The organism is Nocardia lijiangensis NBRC 108240 (genome assembly GCF_001613045.1).
GTDB classification, from domain to species: Bacteria; Actinomycetota; Actinomycetes; order Mycobacteriales; family Mycobacteriaceae; genus Nocardia; species Nocardia lijiangensis.
In genome coordinates this window covers 82184-99828 of record NZ_BDBP01000027.1, presented here as the reverse complement: position 1 = coordinate 99828, position 17645 = coordinate 82184, and the positions used below count along the sequence as shown (strand labels likewise).

At 61.3% G+C, this 17645-nt stretch carries 14 protein-coding genes; 7 read left to right on the top strand and 7 right to left on the bottom strand.

Going from position 1 to position 17645, the window contains the following annotated elements; translation table 11 throughout:
* From NL1_RS10995 to NL1_RS10985, 4 genes are all read right to left on the bottom strand, one after another.
* The coding region (locus NL1_RS10995; RefSeq protein WP_281180811.1) for a beta-ketoacyl synthase N-terminal-like domain-containing protein at nt 1–1643 on the bottom strand (1643 nt) is incomplete at its 3' end.
* A gap of 192 nt (nt 1644–1835) precedes the next feature.
* Nucleotides 1836–2138, bottom strand: coding sequence for a hypothetical protein (locus NL1_RS10990; RefSeq protein WP_156094798.1), 303 nt, complete (start codon nt 2136–2138; stop codon nt 1836–1838).
* A gap of 7 nt (nt 2139–2145) precedes the next feature.
* Nucleotides 2146–2484, bottom strand: a complete 339-nt coding sequence (locus NL1_RS40175) for a thioesterase II family protein (RefSeq protein ID WP_373862547.1) — start codon at nt 2482–2484, stop codon at nt 2146–2148.
* Nucleotides 2485–2558: 74 nt separating this feature from the next.
* Nucleotides 2559–2972, bottom strand: a complete 414-nt coding sequence (locus NL1_RS10985) for a VOC family protein (protein ID WP_218024389.1) — start codon at nt 2970–2972, stop codon at nt 2559–2561.
* A gap of 521 nt (nt 2973–3493) precedes the next feature.
* Here NL1_RS10985 and NL1_RS10975 point away from each other — a divergent pair.
* The 3 genes from NL1_RS10975 (at nt 3494) to NL1_RS37465 (ending at nt 7637) form a co-directional block, all read left to right on the top strand.
* Nucleotides 3494–4474 (top strand): quinone oxidoreductase family protein, encoded by a 981-nt coding sequence (locus NL1_RS10975; protein WP_067837398.1) that lies wholly within the window; start codon nt 3494–3496, stop codon nt 4472–4474.
* A gap of 105 nt (nt 4475–4579) precedes the next feature.
* Complete coding sequence (locus NL1_RS36385) at nt 4580–6205, top strand: FAD-binding oxidoreductase (RefSeq protein ID WP_084510479.1); 1626 nt, start codon at nt 4580–4582, stop codon at nt 6203–6205.
* 22 nt (nt 6206–6227) lie between these two features.
* Complete coding sequence (locus tag NL1_RS37465; protein WP_156094796.1) at nt 6228–7637, top strand: phthiocerol/phthiodiolone dimycocerosyl transferase family protein; 1410 nt, start codon at nt 6228–6230, stop codon at nt 7635–7637.
* Between the two features lie 431 nt (nt 7638–8068).
* Here the strand turns inward: NL1_RS37465 and NL1_RS10965 are convergent, their stop codons facing one another.
* Both NL1_RS10965 and NL1_RS10960 read right to left on the bottom strand, forming a co-directional pair.
* Entirely contained in the window at nt 8069–8551 is a 483-nt protein-coding gene (locus NL1_RS10965) for a class I SAM-dependent methyltransferase (RefSeq protein WP_067837394.1), read from the bottom strand.
* Between the two features lie 163 nt (nt 8552–8714).
* Nucleotides 8715–9128 carry a hypothetical protein gene (locus NL1_RS10960; RefSeq protein ID WP_067837391.1) on the bottom strand — a complete coding sequence of 138 codons (414 nt, stop codon included), beginning with the start codon at nt 9126–9128 and terminating at the stop codon, nt 8715–8717.
* Nucleotides 9129–9754: 626 nt separating this feature from the next.
* Between NL1_RS10960 and NL1_RS10955 the strand changes: the two genes are divergently transcribed.
* From NL1_RS10955 to NL1_RS10940, 4 genes are all read left to right on the top strand, one after another.
* Nucleotides 9755–10945, top strand: coding sequence for an IS110 family RNA-guided transposase (locus tag NL1_RS10955; RefSeq protein ID WP_067837389.1), 1191 nt, complete (start codon nt 9755–9757; stop codon nt 10943–10945).
* Nucleotides 10946–10973: 28 nt separating this feature from the next.
* Entirely contained in the window at nt 10974–11354 is a 381-nt protein-coding gene (locus tag NL1_RS10950; RefSeq protein WP_067837386.1) for an inorganic diphosphatase, read from the top strand.
* A gap of 55 nt (nt 11355–11409) precedes the next feature.
* A complete protein-coding gene (locus tag NL1_RS10945) occupies nt 11410–11877 on the top strand; it encodes an SAM-dependent methyltransferase (protein ID WP_067837383.1) in 468 nt (155 codons plus the stop codon).
* Nucleotides 11878–12194: 317 nt separating this feature from the next.
* Nucleotides 12195–12491, top strand: coding sequence for an HIT family protein (locus NL1_RS10940; protein WP_067837380.1), 297 nt, complete (start codon nt 12195–12197; stop codon nt 12489–12491).
* Nucleotides 12492–13221: 730 nt separating this feature from the next.
* On the opposite strand, the gene NL1_RS10935 is transcribed toward NL1_RS10940, so the two are convergent.
* The gene (locus NL1_RS10935; protein ID WP_084510477.1) at nt 13222–17310 is read right to left on the bottom strand and encodes a helix-turn-helix domain-containing protein; all 4089 of its coding nucleotides are present in this window, start codon (nt 17308–17310) and stop codon (nt 13222–13224) included.
* Nucleotides 17311–17645: the final 335 nt, after the last annotated feature.

Genomic DNA, 17645 nt, shown 5'->3' with positions numbered 1-17645 from the left:
CCCACCAATGGATCCAAGACGGCACAAACCCGATCCAGTGTCGCGGCAAACGGCGGGAACACGCACAGGCCCAAACCCATACCCACCCGCTGCGAACCCTGACCCGAAAAGACCAGACCCACACCGGAACCCACACCACCGACGGCACCGACAGCAACACCGAACCCAGCCGCCTCCCCACGCAGCACACCGGCGGCCTGCCCAGCGGCCACCCGCTCCAGCCCAGTCAGCAACGCCTCCCGGTCCCGGCCGACGATTACCGCACGGTGATCGAACAACGCACGCGACTCCAGCAACGCCCGTCCCACCTTCGACGGTCGGAATTCGGGACAATTTCGCATATGATCGAGTAGCCGGTCTGCTTGATCACGCAGTGCGGCAGCCGATTTCGCCGACACTACCCACACCGGAAGTTCGTGCGATCGATCCGCCGATACGTTGTGGTCGGCGGGCTCATCCGATTCCAGGCGGAGTCGCTCACCGGACGGCAGCTCCGACAGGATGATATGACAATTCGAACCACCCATCCCGAATGAGCTCACGCCTGCGACCAGCGGCCGTGCCGGGTTCGGCCACTCGCTCGGTTCCTCCTGAACCCGCATCCGCAAGTCGGTGAGCGGAATATCGGGGTTCGGCGTGGAATAGTTCAGAGTTGCCGGTATCCACCGATTTTCCATGCAGAGAACAGCTTTGATCAAACCCGCGATACCGGCGGCACCTTCGAGGTGTCCGATATTCGTCTTTACGCTTCCGACAATCAATTCTTCGGTGCGGTTCGACACGGCACCGAGCACGGCACCGGCTGCTTCGGCTTCGATCGGGTCCCCGACCCGCGTTCCCGGGCCGTGGAGTTCCAGGTATTGGACTGATGCGGGATCAATCCCTGATTCTTCGTATGTTTCCCGCAGCAGCTTCGCCTGCGATTGAACACTGGGCGTGGTAATTCGATCCGCACTACCATGGCCCATCCCGCTCCCACTGATGACACAATAGATGTGGTCACCGTCCGCGAGCGCGCGCGGAAGTGATTTCAACAGAACGGCACCGCCACCCTCGCCTCGAACGAATCCATTGGCGCGCGCATCGAAGGTGTAGCAGCAGCCATCGGGTGACAGAGCTCCCCATTCAGCGAGGATGTCGGAGTTGGACGTTTCAAAGGCCAGGTTGATGCCGACCGCTATGGCAATATCCGTTTCACCACTGCGAATACTCCGATACGCCATGTGGGTGGCCGCGAGCGAGGAGGACTGACCGGTATCGATCGTCACGCTCGGCCCGTGCACCGACAGGAAGTGCGAGAGCCGGTTGGCGATCATTCCCCGCTGCACACCGGCGGCGGTTTCGGGACCGATACCGCCGATACCCTGCCGCTTGGTCAGCTCGCCATAGTCATCCCACATCGATCCCACGAATACGCCCACCCGGGAAGCGTGGAGATCCTCGGGCCGGATTCCGCCGTCCTCTAGCACCTCCCACCCGAGCTCCAGAACGAGTCGCTGCTGCGGATCGGCGGCGACAGCCTCCGCCGCAGTCATGCCGAAGAACTCGGCGTCGAAGGCATCTATGGATTCCAGGGAATGCCGGAGCCCGGCGGTGCCTCTGCTTTCGACCAGCATTCTCCAGAACTCGCCGGGGTTCTCCACCCCTGGGAATCTGCATGACAGTCCGACTACGGCGACACCCTCCGTAAAACCGGCATTTTCACTACCACGACACCAATCGGCGGAACTGGGCATACGACTTCCTTAACTGGCGGATCGGCGAGTCGCCTGTCCGAAGAAGACCCCGGGGCTACGTTGAAAGACGTTGCGCCACTGCGCGCATTTCATCGGAGATCACTTGAGCAACCTGGGCCTTGTTGGATTCGAGATAGAAAATATCACCCACGAAGAGATGGAGCTTGGCTTCTCCTCCTGCGCGTGTTCCGACATACCCGCTTCGGAGACGGTGGTATAGGGGTCGATATCCCCTATCGGGATCGTAGCGTCCACTACGACCAAGCCGTACGGGACATAGTCGTACTTCTCCACAGCGTGATAATCGTTGGCGACCACGGGCAGCTCCATCGAAAGCAACTCAGGACCACGCAACCAAGCCGCTGGCGTGCCACCCGCGCGCCGCAATTCCTCGACCAGCATTGCGTGCTCAGGGCGTGGACACCCTCCTGTTTCTGGATTGTCGGGGCTCTGCGAGATAAACAGATGACCGACGACTTTCTTGCCTTTCTGCGCCGAGTATTAGCGCTGTCTCGAACAGTAGTAATGCGCCCGTGCTGTGACCAAATAAAGCAATCGGCCGGTGCAGCACCGGTTCCAGAGCCCCGACCACAGCGCGGGCCAAAATCCCGACATCATCGACCAATTGCTCGCGGTGACGGTCCTGCCGCCCTGGATACTGCACAGCCACGACTTCGAAGCCCGGAGCGAGTTCACGCGCTAGACTGGCGTACGCACTCGCCGACCCTCCCGCATGTGGATAGCGCACCAAGACCGGGCAACCAGGTGGACCCGGCCGCAACTTCGGCACCCATCTTGCGAACACCGGATCCCAATCACGACTCAATGGAAAGCTCTCGCCGAATACGAAACCGTGTCAAGATCCTGTTCCGCGGCTGCGAAGACTTCCACGATATGACCATTCGAGTCGAATAGGAACACCTGCCTACCGGTCGCATCAGAACCAAACGACTGCAGATTCTCCCGGTGCCGGCCTCCCCAGTGTGTCAAGCCTTGATCCTGGATCCGATCATACATAGAGTCGAAGTTGTCATTGGACACTTCGAACGCATAGTGCTGCGGAAGAACGGACAAGCCCCATCTCACTCGGGCCAAATATACCGTATATGCGCGATCCAGCTCGATTGACAGGACCTCGCCGCGCACCTGCGGATCCGGTAGACCCAACAACGTCCCGAAGAATCGCGCCGCTTCCCACGTGTCCTTGGCGAATATGAAGATATGTTTCAGTGCCACCGACATCAGCATGCCCCCTTCAACCATACTCAGCAAACCCCACGCAAACTATCTGCGAGGAGCTAAGCCACGAATCTCGAAACTCGCTGCAGTGCATGACATCTCGCGCCGTCCGCTTCGCCAGGCTATGCGCCAACTCCGCCAGCGTCAAGAGGAACAGACCGTTCAGGATGCCCATCCTGGCCCATCCGCAGCTCATCCGCGGATTCCGATATTTGCGGAAAGTATGCCGCTGCTACAAACAACCAAGAGCGCGCTGTTTCCGAGCATTCAGAAGGGGCCAGACCCTCTGGGTAGCCAGCCGAATGCTGTCCATTCGTCGGGGCCGCTTCAACGTTCAACCCGTCCACTTGACCGCTACAGTTCTGCTTCACAACTGCTCTCGGTAGAGTTGCGTGCCCACGGTCTATGAGTACAGTGTGGTTCGGCACCAACATCCTGCCATCTCGTGCGTTGGCGTCGCCGCCAGGTATCTTGGCGGATAATATTATTCGATCGACCACAGGGGAGAAACACCAGCAATGCGAGCGATCCGATTCCATGCCTTTGGCACGCCGGACGTCCTTTCTCTGGAGGAAGTTCCTGATCCTCAACTGACCGCTGACAGTGTCCTTATCAAAGTCGCAGCAGCAGGCGTAAGCTACGCCGATATTCAAATGCGTTCGGGCGTGATGAAAAAGCATGCGTGGTTCCCGAGCCCTCCGTTGCCATTCGGGCCGGGTTTCGAAGTGGCGGGCACAGTCGTAGAAGTCGGAGCGAACGCCGATCCTTCCCTCGTCGGCCGCCGTGTTGTCTCGGGGTTGCCCACTGCCGGCGGGTACGCAGAACTCGCCGTCGTGCCTGCGGCGGCCGTGTACCCGCTCCCAGACGGTATAGACGAACATACCGCTCTCGCCCTTCATGGTCAGGGTGCCACCGCGGTGGGAATCGTGGAGTCTGCGAATCTTTCGGGCAGTGAAATCGTTCTCGTCGAGGCCGCTGGGGGTGGTGTCGGCAGTGTTATCGTCCAGCTCGCGAAAAATGCCGGAGCCAAGGTCGTCGCGGCGGCGAGCACCGAAGACAAGCTTGCAGCGGCGAAGCAACTTGGAGCCGACACCGTTGTGAACTACTCCGAGGAAAGCTGGCACGAGCAGATTCGCAAGGAGTACGGAAAGGTCGATGTCGTCTTCGAAGCTGTCGGAGGCGATACGAGCCGAAAAGCTCTCGACCTACTTGCGATCGGCACTGGAAAGATGGTTCTCTACGGCACCGCCAGCGGGGAGCTTCCCGAGTTCTCTCCGCTGGATATCTACATGAAGGGATTCACGGTAACGTCCTTCGGACCGCGCCGGCACGTAGATCCGGCCTACGGGCTCGGCCTCCGAGACAAGGCTTTCCAGCATCATCTCAACGGAAGCCTGCACCCACTCAAGGGACTCTCCGCCCCGCTTTGGGAAGCCGCTGCTGTTCATTCCGCAATCGAGAACAGAGCCGCCAAAGGTAAGTCCATTCTCATTCCGTAGCGAGCAGCGAGGGCCCTCCTCGATAATTGTGAGTAGTTATTTGTATTGCTAGGGTCGCTGGTCAACGCCCCATTACTGGCCACATCCGGGAACGAAGAGATTTCAATGAGAAATATTTCGCGTCGAGGCATCTTGTTTGCGACTGGCGCAACCATGGCCGGCGGGGCACTCGCTTCTGCGACCGGGTGCTCGAAGGGCGATACGACTCCTGAACCGGCCCCACCGCAACACTATGTTTCCATTACACCGACAGATCCCCGGTACCAAGATATGTTACTGCGTGGCTACAATCGTCGGATCATTGGAAAACCCGACAGTGTGGTCATCGCATACAACACCGCCCAGGTAATGAAGGCAGTCAGCGACGCCGTATCCGAAAATAAGAGGTTGGCGATCCGTTCAGGCGGACACGGCCTCGATGGCGCCGCAGACGCAGCCGATGTGCAGACCGTGATCGACGTCAGTCAGATGGATGATGTCTACTTCGATCCGCACCACAATGCCTTTTCCGTCGGCACCGGAACCACCCTCGGCGCACTGTACAAGAAACTGGACCTCGGATGGGGCGTAACCGTTCCTGGCGGCGGTTGTCCGTCAGTCGGGATCGGTGGCCACCTGGCCGGTGGCGGTTTCGGTCCGCTGTCCCGCTTGCACGGCTTAGTCGCAGATCACCTGTACGGAGTTGAAGTTGTCGCAGTGGGCTCCGATCGAAAAGCGCGCACAGTGTTTGCAACACGCGAGCCCAACGATCCAAATCGAGACCTATGGTGGGCACACACCGGAGCCGGAGGCGGCAATTTTGGTGTCGCAACACGGTATCTGCTACGGACGCGTGATGCGGTGGGGCCCCCGTCCGCACTACTACCGAAGCGGCCCACTGCCTTTACTCGAGTAACAACTGCATGGAAGTCGGAGACTCTTACGCGAGAGAACCTGGCTCTCCTCGTCGAAAATTTCTCCAAATGGTCCAAGAAGAATAGTGCCGCCACTACGAAAACTGGACCACTGTGGGGATCACTGGTTGTCTTCGGTCGAGACCTGGGTCGGGTCATGCTCATCGCACAGCTCGATCCCACCAATCCATCTAGCTCCGACCTGCTCGCCGATTTCAATTCATCAATCACAGCGAATCTTCCAGCCGGTAGTGTGCGAACCGAGGACAAGATTCCTTGGCAGTACACGACGGTCAATCAGCGGGATATCGGGGATTCATACAACATCCCGGCATCGCAACTTCGGTCGAAGACCAGCGGTGGCGCGTATTTCAAAGATTCACTAACACCCCACCAATCTAACGTACTGTACGACTACCTGCTCGGAGAACGATATAAGTTCTCCGGGGTGACCACCATCCTGCTGACTTGGGGAGGCGCGTTGAATGGTGTTCAAGCCACCGACACGGCCATTGCACAAAGGGACTCCAGCATGCTGTTCGGCGGCGGGATGTACTGGGCCAACCAAGTAGAAGATTCGGCACGGATCGACTGGATGAACGAATTCTATAGGGAGTTGTTCGCGGAATCCGGGGGCGTTCCGGCACCGAACGACCGAACGGACGGATGCTACATGAATTGGCCTGACACCGATTTGGCTAATCCGGCAGTCAACAAGTCCGGAGTGCAATGGAACACCCTCTACCACAAAGACAATTACACTCGTCTGCAGTCAGTCAAGCGAAAATGGGATCCCCACAATATTTTCAGGCGGCAACTTGGCGTTTCCGTTGGTTGACATGCGGAATGCTGGAGATGGAGTGAATGACGTGACACCTGTTGACGCGGTGTCAGCTGGTGTGCAGATACAGCGAGATCTGACGGCAATGGAGCGATGGTGCTGGATAATTAATCAGATCTTTCCGCACAATGTCATTCCGAGGATCAGAGTCACCGGAGATATCCATGAGGGCGCTCTGCGGGCGGCGCTCGATCACCTGCAACAGGAAAACTGGCTCCTCCGTACGGCGATAGCTGCAGAATCAGACGGAACGAATCCAAGGTTTCTTGAGATACCCGGAAGATCTATCCCGGTTCGCAAGGTGATCGTTGCTAGCCACGACTCCACAGCATGGGAACGTGAAGTCAATGACGTGGAGTTGCGTGAGTTCATCGACTGGAAGTCAGGCCCCCTTCTCAGAATGGTGCATATGAGTTCCGAAGGTTCCGCAAAGGGCGAACAATGGCACGATATCATCCTGACGGTTTCACACATCATCGCTGACGGGACAACGGCGTTCATGCTGCTCCGTCGTTTGGTGGAACTCACACACCAGTTTCAAATCGGAGATAGGCCTACCCCGTCTCCAAGCCGTGATCTCGATCGGAAATCCGGGAGCGATAATTGGCTGCCGCGAACACATCTCGGTCTATGGGGATCTGCGCGAGAACGTCTGTTCAAGACGGTAAATCAAGCAATTTCGCGATTTCGCCCACCGTCACGCATGGTGATAGACAGGCCGGAAGAGATCTCCGTTCGTGAGACGGGCTTTATTTCACGGCAGATTCGATCCGAGCCCCTGGAGCTGCTGTACGTGCGTTGCCGAGAAGAAGGAGTCACCGTTCACAGCGCGCTTGCCGGGGCTCTTGCGGTCGCGACCGGGAGGGTGCTGTCGCCTGCTGCGAAGATCTGGCTAAATATCAGCTCTCCCGTAAATTGCCGCGCAGACATGGTGCCCGCTATCGCGCCCTCAGTCGTCGGGTGCTACGCCGCGTCTGTCTCGGCGATGGTGCGTGTGGGCGACCAGCGAAGCATGTGGGATGCGGCCCGGCAGATCAATCGTGAGGTGAAGATCCGACGCCGTGCCGGTGAGCACCTGAATCGACTATTCGTAATGAATCGCACCTGCCCGCAATCGTTAAAGGACAGTGAGCGTGCAGTCTCCCATGTTATTCGGAATGGCCCGGGCAGCATCTGTGTGTCCAGCATGAAGGAGTTTACTTTTCCCGATGCGATCGGTGACTGGACGTTGGACGGGGCCCAGTTTGTCGGCGCTCCGTCTGTACACGTAACGCTGTTACTAACGACCAACATCAGCCACGGTGTTCTCCAGTGCAATCTGTCTCATGTCTACAATGTGATTTCGGCGGTGCACGCAAAGGAACTGATAGATGATGCAATCGCAATGCTTGAGGAATCTGTGATGGGCGGAGTGGGTTCGCGGCGATGACACAAGACCACGGACGGGCGTACTCGGCGCCCCTCATCGGGAAGATCAGATCGGACGGGTCACGATCGGGTTAGGGGGTCGTCGCTTTGGTGAGGGCGCATTCCGCTGCTCAAGGCGTGAGTACGTGATACACGCTCACCTCAATCTATCTTGCTGGCACGGACTATGTGTAGATTCTGGCCGACCTCGCTGGGATAGCGGCGGGAGTGTGTCTCGACCCGTGGCCATCCAGAGTCGGTGAATGCGCGAATTCGGCGGCGGCCGCTACAACCCCGACAACGTCACCCACTCGAAGATCATCGCGCACGGTCCCCGCACCAGGTGCCGCATCAGGTCGACCGGCTTGGCGGTGATGTGCTGGCGGTCTTTACCTTTGGGCGACCCGACGCGGTATACGCCCGGCAGGCATGGGGGTTGGTGGTCGCGGTCAATCACGCCGTGCGATGCCCACAGCACGTACTCGCATTCGTTCCCGAATCCAGGCTGTGGGCGCGCGTTCGTCTTCGCCCACACGGTGACTCCACGCCAGCGCCACCTGCGGCCTGCAGGGCATCGCTGAGGGCGGGCAGTTGTCGCCAGTCCGTGAAGACAAGCGCCTGGCCACCGGAGCGCACCAAGCGGAGGACTTCGCCGAGCCACAGCGTGCACCACAGCGTGTAGCTGCGCTGGTCGCGCTGATCGCCGTCGAAGTCGGGCATGGCGTGGCCCGAGGCGGAATCGGTGCTGACGTACTTCTGCGGCGCGGTTCGGCTGGTTCGCTCGGTCGTGGTGGTGCCGCCGCTGCAATAGGGCGGGTCGGTGATCAGCGCGTCGAACTGGCGCGCTGCGAGCCCGCGCATGGCCGCCAGGGCTTCGCCGTGGATGATCCGGGCGTGCTCGACTTCGAGATGGGTGAGGGTGCTCGGCTCGGTCATGACGAGGCCGCCTTCCTGCCGTACGACGAGGCCCCCGCGGCCCGTCTAGGGCATGAAAAAACCGCCCTGATCGACTTCCGAGGTCGGGTCGTCAGCAGCGGTTTCGAGTCTCGCTGTACATCAGTGGGGAGATTGACCAGGTGCAACACCGGTCCGACTGCGGTTATCGGTCCGCCATGGCGTAGTAGAGGAGAAGACCCGCCCCCACCACTAGTCCCGCAACGGGGAACCACCAGGAAACTACCGAATTGAACGCAAGCAGGATTAGCAACGCGATCACTACATTGCCGATCCAAACAAGCCAGAGAGACACATGCTCAGGAGGGCTATAGCGCCCTAGAGCAGCCAACTCTTCACTCATCTGCCGCCTCAGAACCTGGTCACGGTCCACGTCATCGGGGATCTCCTTTGCAATCTCGACGAGTATTTGCAGCCGCTCATGGGGGAGCTTGTGATGCGTTCGAGCACTGAACCACCCGGTGATGAAAGCAACTACCAGCGCGGCAATGCCGCCGACAATTCCTCCAACGGCTCCGGGCGTCGCCCCCAGGTCATTGACCCACCCCCAGTCGGCCATATGACACGCCCCTCCCAATCCGCGCTTGCACGTCGATCATCCTCCTTTGCTCGCCTCTCGTCTCGTCACATCTACCGAATCAGTAAGCGGGCGCGGGTCGCCGCCACCGCACCTTCGACGGATTTCCTCGTGCGCGCGCCGCGTTCGGGCGGCGGACGCTCAGGGCGAGCGTCATACGATGGTGGACCATCGGGAGCGCCTGCGCGGCGCTCGTTTTGGCGTCCGGGTGGGCGTTCGGGGCGATGCCGACTCGTGAGGTCGCCGACGCGGGCGAGCTGCACGACGCGGGTAGCCGAGTGGTTGTGCTGGCGCCTCTCGCATGGCTGGCGGTGACGAGCGCTCTTGTGGTCACGGCTGGGGCTATCGGCTTGCGCGATCCACGCTCCCCCCCCGTTACCTTTTTCGTGGGCCCGGAACCGGGCCCACGGTCGCCAGGCCCGGTATGACTTCTTGCCCCTGTCTTTTCAATGATCCGGGGGGTGGTGTCGCCGGGTCCTGGTGGCGTCGACGGACCGCTGATGGGGACAGGGCCGCTGGTAGGTCTCTTCGTAACGTGGGTGCCGGGCGTTGACGCCAGATCCGGCGGCCGTCCGCTGAGCGTTTCGATGCGATGAGGACCGAGCAAGGTGACACAACCTTATGCCGTGTTCTGCGGCGTTGACGTGGGAAAAGGCGAACACCACGCGGTCGGGCTCGACCCGAACGGCAAGCGCGTGTTCGACAAGGCACTGCCGAACGACGAGTCCCGGCTGCGGGCGGTATTCGACAAGCTCGCCGCCCACGGGCCACTGCTGATCGTGGTCGACCAGCCGAACACGATCGGCGCGTTACCGGTGACCGTGGCCCGCGCCTGCGGACATGACGTGGCCTACCTGCCCGGATTGGCGATGCGCCGCATCGCCGATCTCTACCCAGGTCAGGCCAAGACCGACGCCCGCGACGCCCACATCATCGCCGACGCGGCCCGCACCATGCCCCACACGCTGCGCCGCGTCGACATCGGTGACGACACCCTGACCGAACTCGGTGTCCTGGCCGGGTTCGACGACGACCTCGCCAGTGAAGCGACCCGCACCAGCAATCGGATCCGCGGCCTGCTCACCGGCATCCACCCCGCTCTCGAACGCGTGCTCGGCCCCCGCATCGCGCACCCAGCGGTGCTCGAAATCCTCTCGCGCTGCGGCGGTCCCGAAGGGATCCGGGCCTCCGGCCGACGCAAACTCACCGCCATCGCCGCCAAACACGCCCCACGCATGGGCGCGCGACTGGTCGATGAGATTCTGGCCGCGCTGCCCGCGCAAACCGTCACCGTTCCCGGAACGAAAGCCGCGGAAACCGTGCTCCCGAAACTGGCGGACTCGTTGAAATCTGTTCTGCTGCAACGTCAGCAGATTGCCGCCGATATCGAGAAGATGTTCTCCGATCACCCTCTTGCCGAGGTCCTGACCTCGATGCCCGGCATCGGTGTCAGGACCGGCACCCGCATCCTGCTCGAAGTCGGCGACGGCACCACCTTCGCCACCGCCGGCCACCTCGCCTCCTATGCGGGCATCGCCCCGATCACCCACCGCTCCGGCAGCTCCATCCGCGGTGAACACCCCGCCCGATCCGGCAACCACAAACTCAAACGGGCGCTGTTTCTGTCCGCGTTCGCCGCGCTGCACGATCCAGCCAGCCGCGCCTACTACGACCGCAAGAGAGCCGAGGGCAAGAAACACAACGCTGCCCTCATCTGCCTGGCTCGGCGACGCTGCGACGTCCTGTTCGCCATGCTCAAAACCAAACAGCGTTACCGGGCTCCGCAGGCAGCCGCATGACGCTCCGGCCGCCCGATAGTCTGCGATCATGACCGGCCCAGACCCGATCGAGGAATCCGGATCGCTGAGACTGGCGCGGCAATTCCTCGGCCGAACAGTGGATCTCACCATCGACCGACCCTATGGAAGCCACCACCCCACCTGCGGATTCCTCTACCTGGCCAACTACGGCTACGTCCCCGGCACACTCGCGCCCGACGGCGAGGAACTCGACGCCTACTACCTGGGCCCTGCCGAACCGATGACCTCAGCACGCGGGACCTGCGTCGCGATCATCCACCGGCTCCACGACGATGACGACAAGCTCATCGTCGTCCCCGACAACAGCGCCGCCCTCGACGATGCCGCCATCGCGGCCGCCGTCGAGTTCCAAGAGACTGCGGGGCACTACATCATCATCAGGCCCTGAACCCACCGAGCCTCTGAATTCTCGAACCCCGCCGCGCAGAACCCGGCCGACGTCCTTGACGAAAACCATAGGGACACCCCCCCCCGAAGGAGTCGTCAGCATCCTCGACGCCGACTACCACGACACCGAACAGATGCTCGCCGACGCAGCCAACGTCCTGGACTTCTCCCAACCCGTCGCGGTGCTGTTCATGGGAGTCCTCGGTTACGCACGCAGCTACTCCGACGCCGCGAAGATCGTGCACACCACCACGGCTGCCCTGCCCGCGGGCAGCTACCTGGGCCTGTGGGACGGCACCGACGACCACCCCGACTACGTGCGAATGTGCGAGCACTACAACCGATCCGGCGCAGTGCCCTACACACCACGTTCCCGCCAGCAGATCCGCGCATTGTTCGACGGATTGGAGTTCGTCGACCCCGGCCTCGTAGCGATCAACCAGTGGAGGCCCCCGGCCACCGAGATCGGCCAGGCGACACCCCTACCGGCTTGCGGCGCGCTCGCACGCATCCCCACCCGATAAGCCCAGCGACCGAATGACGAACAGACCAGCGCTGCGACGGCTGACGAGGTTGCTCGCACGAGGAGGCCGTGCACTGATGGTCGACCATCCCCGCTACCGCGGTCCGAACGGCGAGCTCGCCGACGATGACGCGGTACTCCGGCACACCCTGCCGCCCTGGCTGTGGCCCGACTCGCCCCGATAGACCAGCACCAGCCCAACCACGCCGAAATCCCACACGAACACCTAGCCCCGCGATGGCACCACGCCGAAAACCGTTCTGCCACAAGCACTCCTGATACAAGTGCCATGAAAGGAGACCTCGACCATGCCCGACGTTGTCATCGAAGCTTCCCCGCAGCAGCGATCTGATCCTGCCCGTTTCGTGCATCTTCTGCCGCCCCGACGATCCAAACCTGAACACCGTCATCACCCGCAGCCGCCGGTGGTATGCCCGCTGGGACAACTTCCCCGCACAACCGGGCCACCTCGAACTCGCCCCCTTCCGCCATATTCCGTCGTTCTTCGACCTCACCAGCCCGGAGATGCACGACCTGCGCGCCGTCGCGCGATCCGCGCGCCAACTCCTCCACGACCAGTTCCAGCCTGACGGCTACCACCATCGGAATCAATGACGGCGACGCCGCCGGACGCAGCATCGCCCACATCCACATCCACATCCACATCCACATCCACATCATCCCCCGCTGGCACGACGACCTCCCCAACCCACGCGGCGGCATCCGACGACTGTTCCCCCACCGCGACGACGCACTCGACAAAGCCGCCGCAGCAACAACCATGGCCCGGCCCGAGGCGTCGGACGCTTCGATGGACGGGTGCGTATGACCTCGTCGAACCGCCCCCAACCGCACCGCTGGAAGACACCGGTCGCGCCCAGATGCGGACGGTATTGTGCGGCAATGGCGCCCGGGGACCATCGAGCATCGACTCACCGCGGCCGTTTGCAAAGAGTCGCCGGACGCCTACTCGTCACCATGGGTAAGCGGCTACTGAGCGATCCGGTTCCCCGAAAGGATTCAGCACCCAGATCAGTTCTCCGCTGTACGAGCGTGGCGAGGTGGCGGTGCTCATCGACGCCGACAACGCGCCCCCGTGGTGCGACGAGCGACGCTATCGGCGTTGATACCGGTGTTCCACAAAGCGAGGGTGATCAGTCCGGCGAAGAGCCGGATGTTTTCCGTGGCCGCTGGGCCGACCGGTGTGTCGAGCAAGAGCAGTTCGTCCAGGGGCTTCCGGTGTCAGCCCGGGACAAACTGCGCTGGTCGATCTACTGCGGGGCACGCGCCGCGTCGGGCAGCTCCACTACCATCTCGGCGGGGTGGTGACATCGGGAAATTGTGGTTACCACGCGCGGTTGTCTACTTGTTGGTAGCGATGTCTATCGCGCTCTACCGCCTGTGCGCCACGCTCACTTAATGCATGATAGAACGCCGCCGTCACCGGTGATATGGCCTGGAAGCGGTCGGCGATCGCGGCACATTCATCGCGAAGCTGGATGTCCTCGGGGAATGGCTCTCCTGCCACCCCCTGTCGAGACCCTGTCAACGCTGACGAGGCTAAGGCCTGCTGTATCAGTTCAAGCCGCTCTTGCCCGAACTGGTTGGCTGTCGTCAAGACTTCCGTCACGAAGCTGACCTCCCGCAAGATCAGATCCCTGGGTGCGTGTCGAATCGCCACGGCGACCGATCGGGCGTAGGCGTCGCTACCCATCGACAGGAGCTCTTGGAGCAACGACAGCACTGGCTGATCGTAAGTCGCTGCGGCAGTTGCGAATAGCGCACCACCCATGCGCTCGCGTTGCCAGGAACTTCCCTGGCTGATCCATATGAGTATTTCATGCAGGTGTTCTCGGAAGTGCGGGTGCTCGCGGACCGCCAGTGGTTCAGTCCAGGAGATTGGAACGGGCCGCCGTGACGCCTCTGGATGAGTTGACTCCGACTCCTCGATTCGCTGCCGAAGTAGCCCGATTACTGTCGCCGGGTCCTCCGAGGAGCGCTGCCGAAGGAACGCGAGTACAGCATGGTCATCGAGCTTAGAAAGGCTGCGGATTCCTTCCCATATCGTCGACTGCTGTGCACGAGACAGCGAAGCCCAGGTGAGGGCATGGCCTGCCTCAAGGTACATGAGTATGTCCTGAGCGATGGCTGGCGAATCTGAGAACGGGATGCGAACCAGCAGAGCGGTGGCGTCGTCGTGGTGTGTGTCGGCGAGCCTGACCGCTGCTTCGACAACAGCGAGACGAACCGCAACATCGTGGTCTACGGCGAAGTCGAACAGCAGGTCGAGTTCGCCATGGTGGATTGGCTCGTTGACGCGAGCCCTTCTCGCCAGGCCGACAGCGGCGTTGTTGCGGATCGTGGGATCGGTACTGTCGAGGAGTCGTTGAGTGGTGGCCATCAAGTCGGTGGGGCATGTTCGCCCTACCAAGTCGACGATGGCCACGACGAAAACACTCAATACAGAGCCAGGATGGCTCAGTACCCGATCAACGATAGCTGTTGCCAGCGTGGGTCTTCCCATCACGAGAACTTCGAGCAGTCTGTTGCGAGACACTACCGGCCTGCCGAAGGCCGCTTGCTGTCGTTGTGCGCGTCCTTCAAGCAGTCGGGTGATCGCCTCATCGTCCAGCTCTTCGATGACACGTGCCGATACGCGCGCGACTTGGTCTGCGACTATGCGTTGGTTTTCCTCGAAGCCGATGCCGGCTCGTCGGATCAGCCGTCCCCAACTGTCGTGCATCCAAAGCGCGACCTGATCGGCGAGAGTATCGGGCAGAGCTACGATCGCAGCCACTGCCGCGGTATGAACCGGCCCGGTGCCGTAGTTGGCGTGCCACGACAACGCGTCGCGAATGCCCAGGTACACCACCGGATCGAGCACGGTTGAACAAAGGACTTCGTTCAGTTCCGAAATGGTGTCCAGGAAATCTGGTTCCCATCCTTCTCGCTCGGAAGCGTCGACTTGTCGGCTGACATCACCAGTCGGGTAACGCAAAGCCAACTCTATGAACGTCGTCGCAGCGATCGCGCGGCGGTGATCGTCGCGCTGGATTTCTTGCAGGGCCAGCGCGATGGCGCGGCGCCGCACGGGGCGCACCACGTCGCGGTTGAGCGCGAACCCGGTCAAGGTCAGCGTGTAGTCGCGGTACTGGTGTGAACTGCCTTCAGTAGCGACCAGCGGCTCGATCGGTGTGAGCGGAGACAAGGGCGGGCTTTGTGTCGCCCAGGATTCAGCGAGGACGATCATCGCCTCGTTGACGAGGATCGGCTTCTTCGGTGCAAATGCGGAGATCTCTTGCAGAATCCGCAGTGGGTTGTTGGAACGCGTCTCCGTCGAGTTCTGTGCGGCGGCCTGAGCTTGGTTCCACAGCAATTCGCAGGCGTCGCGGAGGGCTTCGGGGGTGTACGAGGCCAGATGTGCTGTGGTCGCGATTTCGTCGAGCACGTGCTGCCATGTCGGTGTGAATACTCTTGCTTCGTCTGTGGATTCGTCTACGACGGGATGGTCGAGTATCCACCGAACCAGTGCCAGCGCGTGGGTTGACTGGAACGCAGCCACCCGATTCACCGTCTTGACCGTGCGCAGGTAGGTGGCGATATCACCGTGCTGCAGGCCTTCTCTGACCACGTCCCAGCACCGAGTCACGGCATCGGCCATACGGTGGTCGACTTGCCAGTCCACCCGTGACACATTGAGGAACAGGTGTACGCGCGCGTCGTCGCTCTCCGCCGCGGCGAGTACCTCCGACAGGTAGCCAGAGTCCACTTCTGACTGGCGGTCGAAGCAGACGTCGGCCAAAATCACGTCGCCAAGCAGGTCGGGAACGATGCGGATCGACTCGCGTCGCCGCAGGAGGAGACCGGAGTCCTCAAGACTTCGCAGGTGATGGCTGACTCGGCTGTAGGGAACCCCGACCAGCGTCGCGATGGTCTTGCGGAACGCGGGATCGCCACTGCGGAATGGCTGGAGTGACGCGACAGCATCCAGGACAGCCCTGCGTGTCTCGCGGTCACCGTGTGCAGAAGGTGCGAGAACGGCGTCCCTGAAAGCGAGAAGTATTGTCTCGCGGATACGGTCGTCCTGTTCGAGGCTAGCGGGGTGGAGCTTGCCGGAACGGATGAGATACCCACCCACCGTGGTCACCAGAGGACAATCTCGAGTCAAAGCTGCGAGTCGATCCGCATGGGTCTGCAGCTCTGGCCCCAGGGCTGCAGTGGCCAGCTCGTACGATGCGGTGTCGACAAGGTCGCCCAGCGAAACGTCGACTAGATCCGACTGGAGCAAACCGGCATGTCTCAAGTGCCGATCCAGTTCCGCCTTCCCATAGGGCCGAGAGGCAATCAGGATCTTGACTCTGCTGTTCCGAGCGGTGAGCTTCGCGACGATGTCGCCGCAATTCGGGCGTTCATGAGCATCGTCGACGAGAACCAGCACAGCGTCGGCGCGCGGGATCGTCTCGTACGCGCGATCATCGAGCAGGGCGTCTTTGCCCAGCATCCGAACGAACCACCCGTCGGAGTCAAATATCTGGGCGATTGACCGGAGGAGTCGGGTCTTGCCGATTCCACCGCGGCCGAACAACAGCGACACAGGGAAGTCGCCCTCGCGGATCGCGTGTTCCAACGTCGACAATTCGGTGTCGCGTCCGACGAGCTGCCAGTCATGGGTAAACGCTTGGTCTCCGGAGGTTCCGGCGTAGAACTCAGCAATCGTTTGCCATGGGCCAGGGAGCGCAACGCCGAGGAAGGGCTCTCGGTGATTCGGAAAGTAAGTGTCGACGAATCGGATCGACTCATCGGAGGACATCTTCTCGCGTACATAGCGGGACATCGTCTCGCCATCCCACAACAACCAGTTCGGGTGGCTTTCCATCTCGGCGCGGGCATCGGCGGTTGCTACTTCCCGCGACAGAAACAGGTAGTTGATCCTGCCTGGTTCAACTACCGCCGCCACCGCATCCCTGACATCTGCTGGACCGAACTGCTTGTGGCGTTTGCACTGTCCGGTCGCGTATCGGAGGCCATCAATTGTGGTGAGCAAATCGATTCCGTCCTGGGTCTCACCAGAGGCTCCGTATCGCGCGGTGTGTCCACCGGGGTGTCGGTGATCCTGTAGGGAGATACAGGCCATCTCGAACTTCTCCGGCGTGAGCCGGTTGAACGGTAGCGATGCCGTCAGTGGGCGGACAGGCAGCCCGTCCGAGTTGCCGGAGTCGCTGACTGCACGGTATCCGGCAGCGACGAGCAACTCGTCGACGCTCGCGTCAAGTATTGTGGCCGCCGCGATCAGGGAGTCACGTTTCGGTCGATTAACACCCCGTTCCCAACGTCCAACAGTCTGTTGGCTAACTCCCAGGTGCTGCGCAAGCTCTGAGATTGTCAGGCCCGCCGATGAGCGCGCAGCGACGAGCAATTCCGCCAACGTTTGCACGAGACGATCCTAGGCGGCAAATATCCAGGAACTCAACCGTTTCCAGAACCGGAGTTCCTGAAGTCCAATCTCGTGGTACCGATTCGCGCGATCCTTCAGCCTACTTTCGTCGATCTGGACTCTGGTTGCTGTCACCACTGTTCTGTCGCTCTACATGGTCTGGCGCATTACCGTCAAGCATCGACCGTGAGCGCACTGTCATGCCACATATCCTGCGCTGGCCCCAGCGGCCAACGCCCCCGCTCAGGCGGCGTTCGACGCCGGACGGGGCGCTCATCGGATTGATGTGGTTCGATCTCAGCCCGTCGCGTCCAATGACATGGCGATGCCCCTAC

Excerpts from the sequence above, each read along its gene's own strand:
- NL1_RS10990 (WP_156094798.1), bottom strand. The coding sequence starts at position 2,138 with ATGCTGGTCGAGGAATTGCGGCGCGCGGGTGGCACGCCAGCGGCTTGG.
- NL1_RS10950 (WP_067837386.1), top strand. The coding sequence starts at position 10,974 with ATGACCGGCCCAGACCCGATCGAGGAATCCGGATCGCTGAGACTGGCG.
- NL1_RS36385 (WP_084510479.1), top strand. The coding sequence starts at position 4,580 with ATGAGAAATATTTCGCGTCGAGGCATCTTGTTTGCGACTGGCGCAACC.
- NL1_RS10965 (WP_067837394.1), bottom strand. The coding sequence starts at position 8,551 with ATGACCGAGCCGAGCACCCTCACCCATCTCGAAGTCGAGCACGCCCGG.
- NL1_RS10975 (WP_067837398.1), top strand. The coding sequence starts at position 3,494 with ATGCGAGCGATCCGATTCCATGCCTTTGGCACGCCGGACGTCCTTTCT.
- NL1_RS10960 (WP_067837391.1), bottom strand. The coding sequence starts at position 9,128 with ATGGCCGACTGGGGGTGGGTCAATGACCTGGGGGCGACGCCCGGAGCC.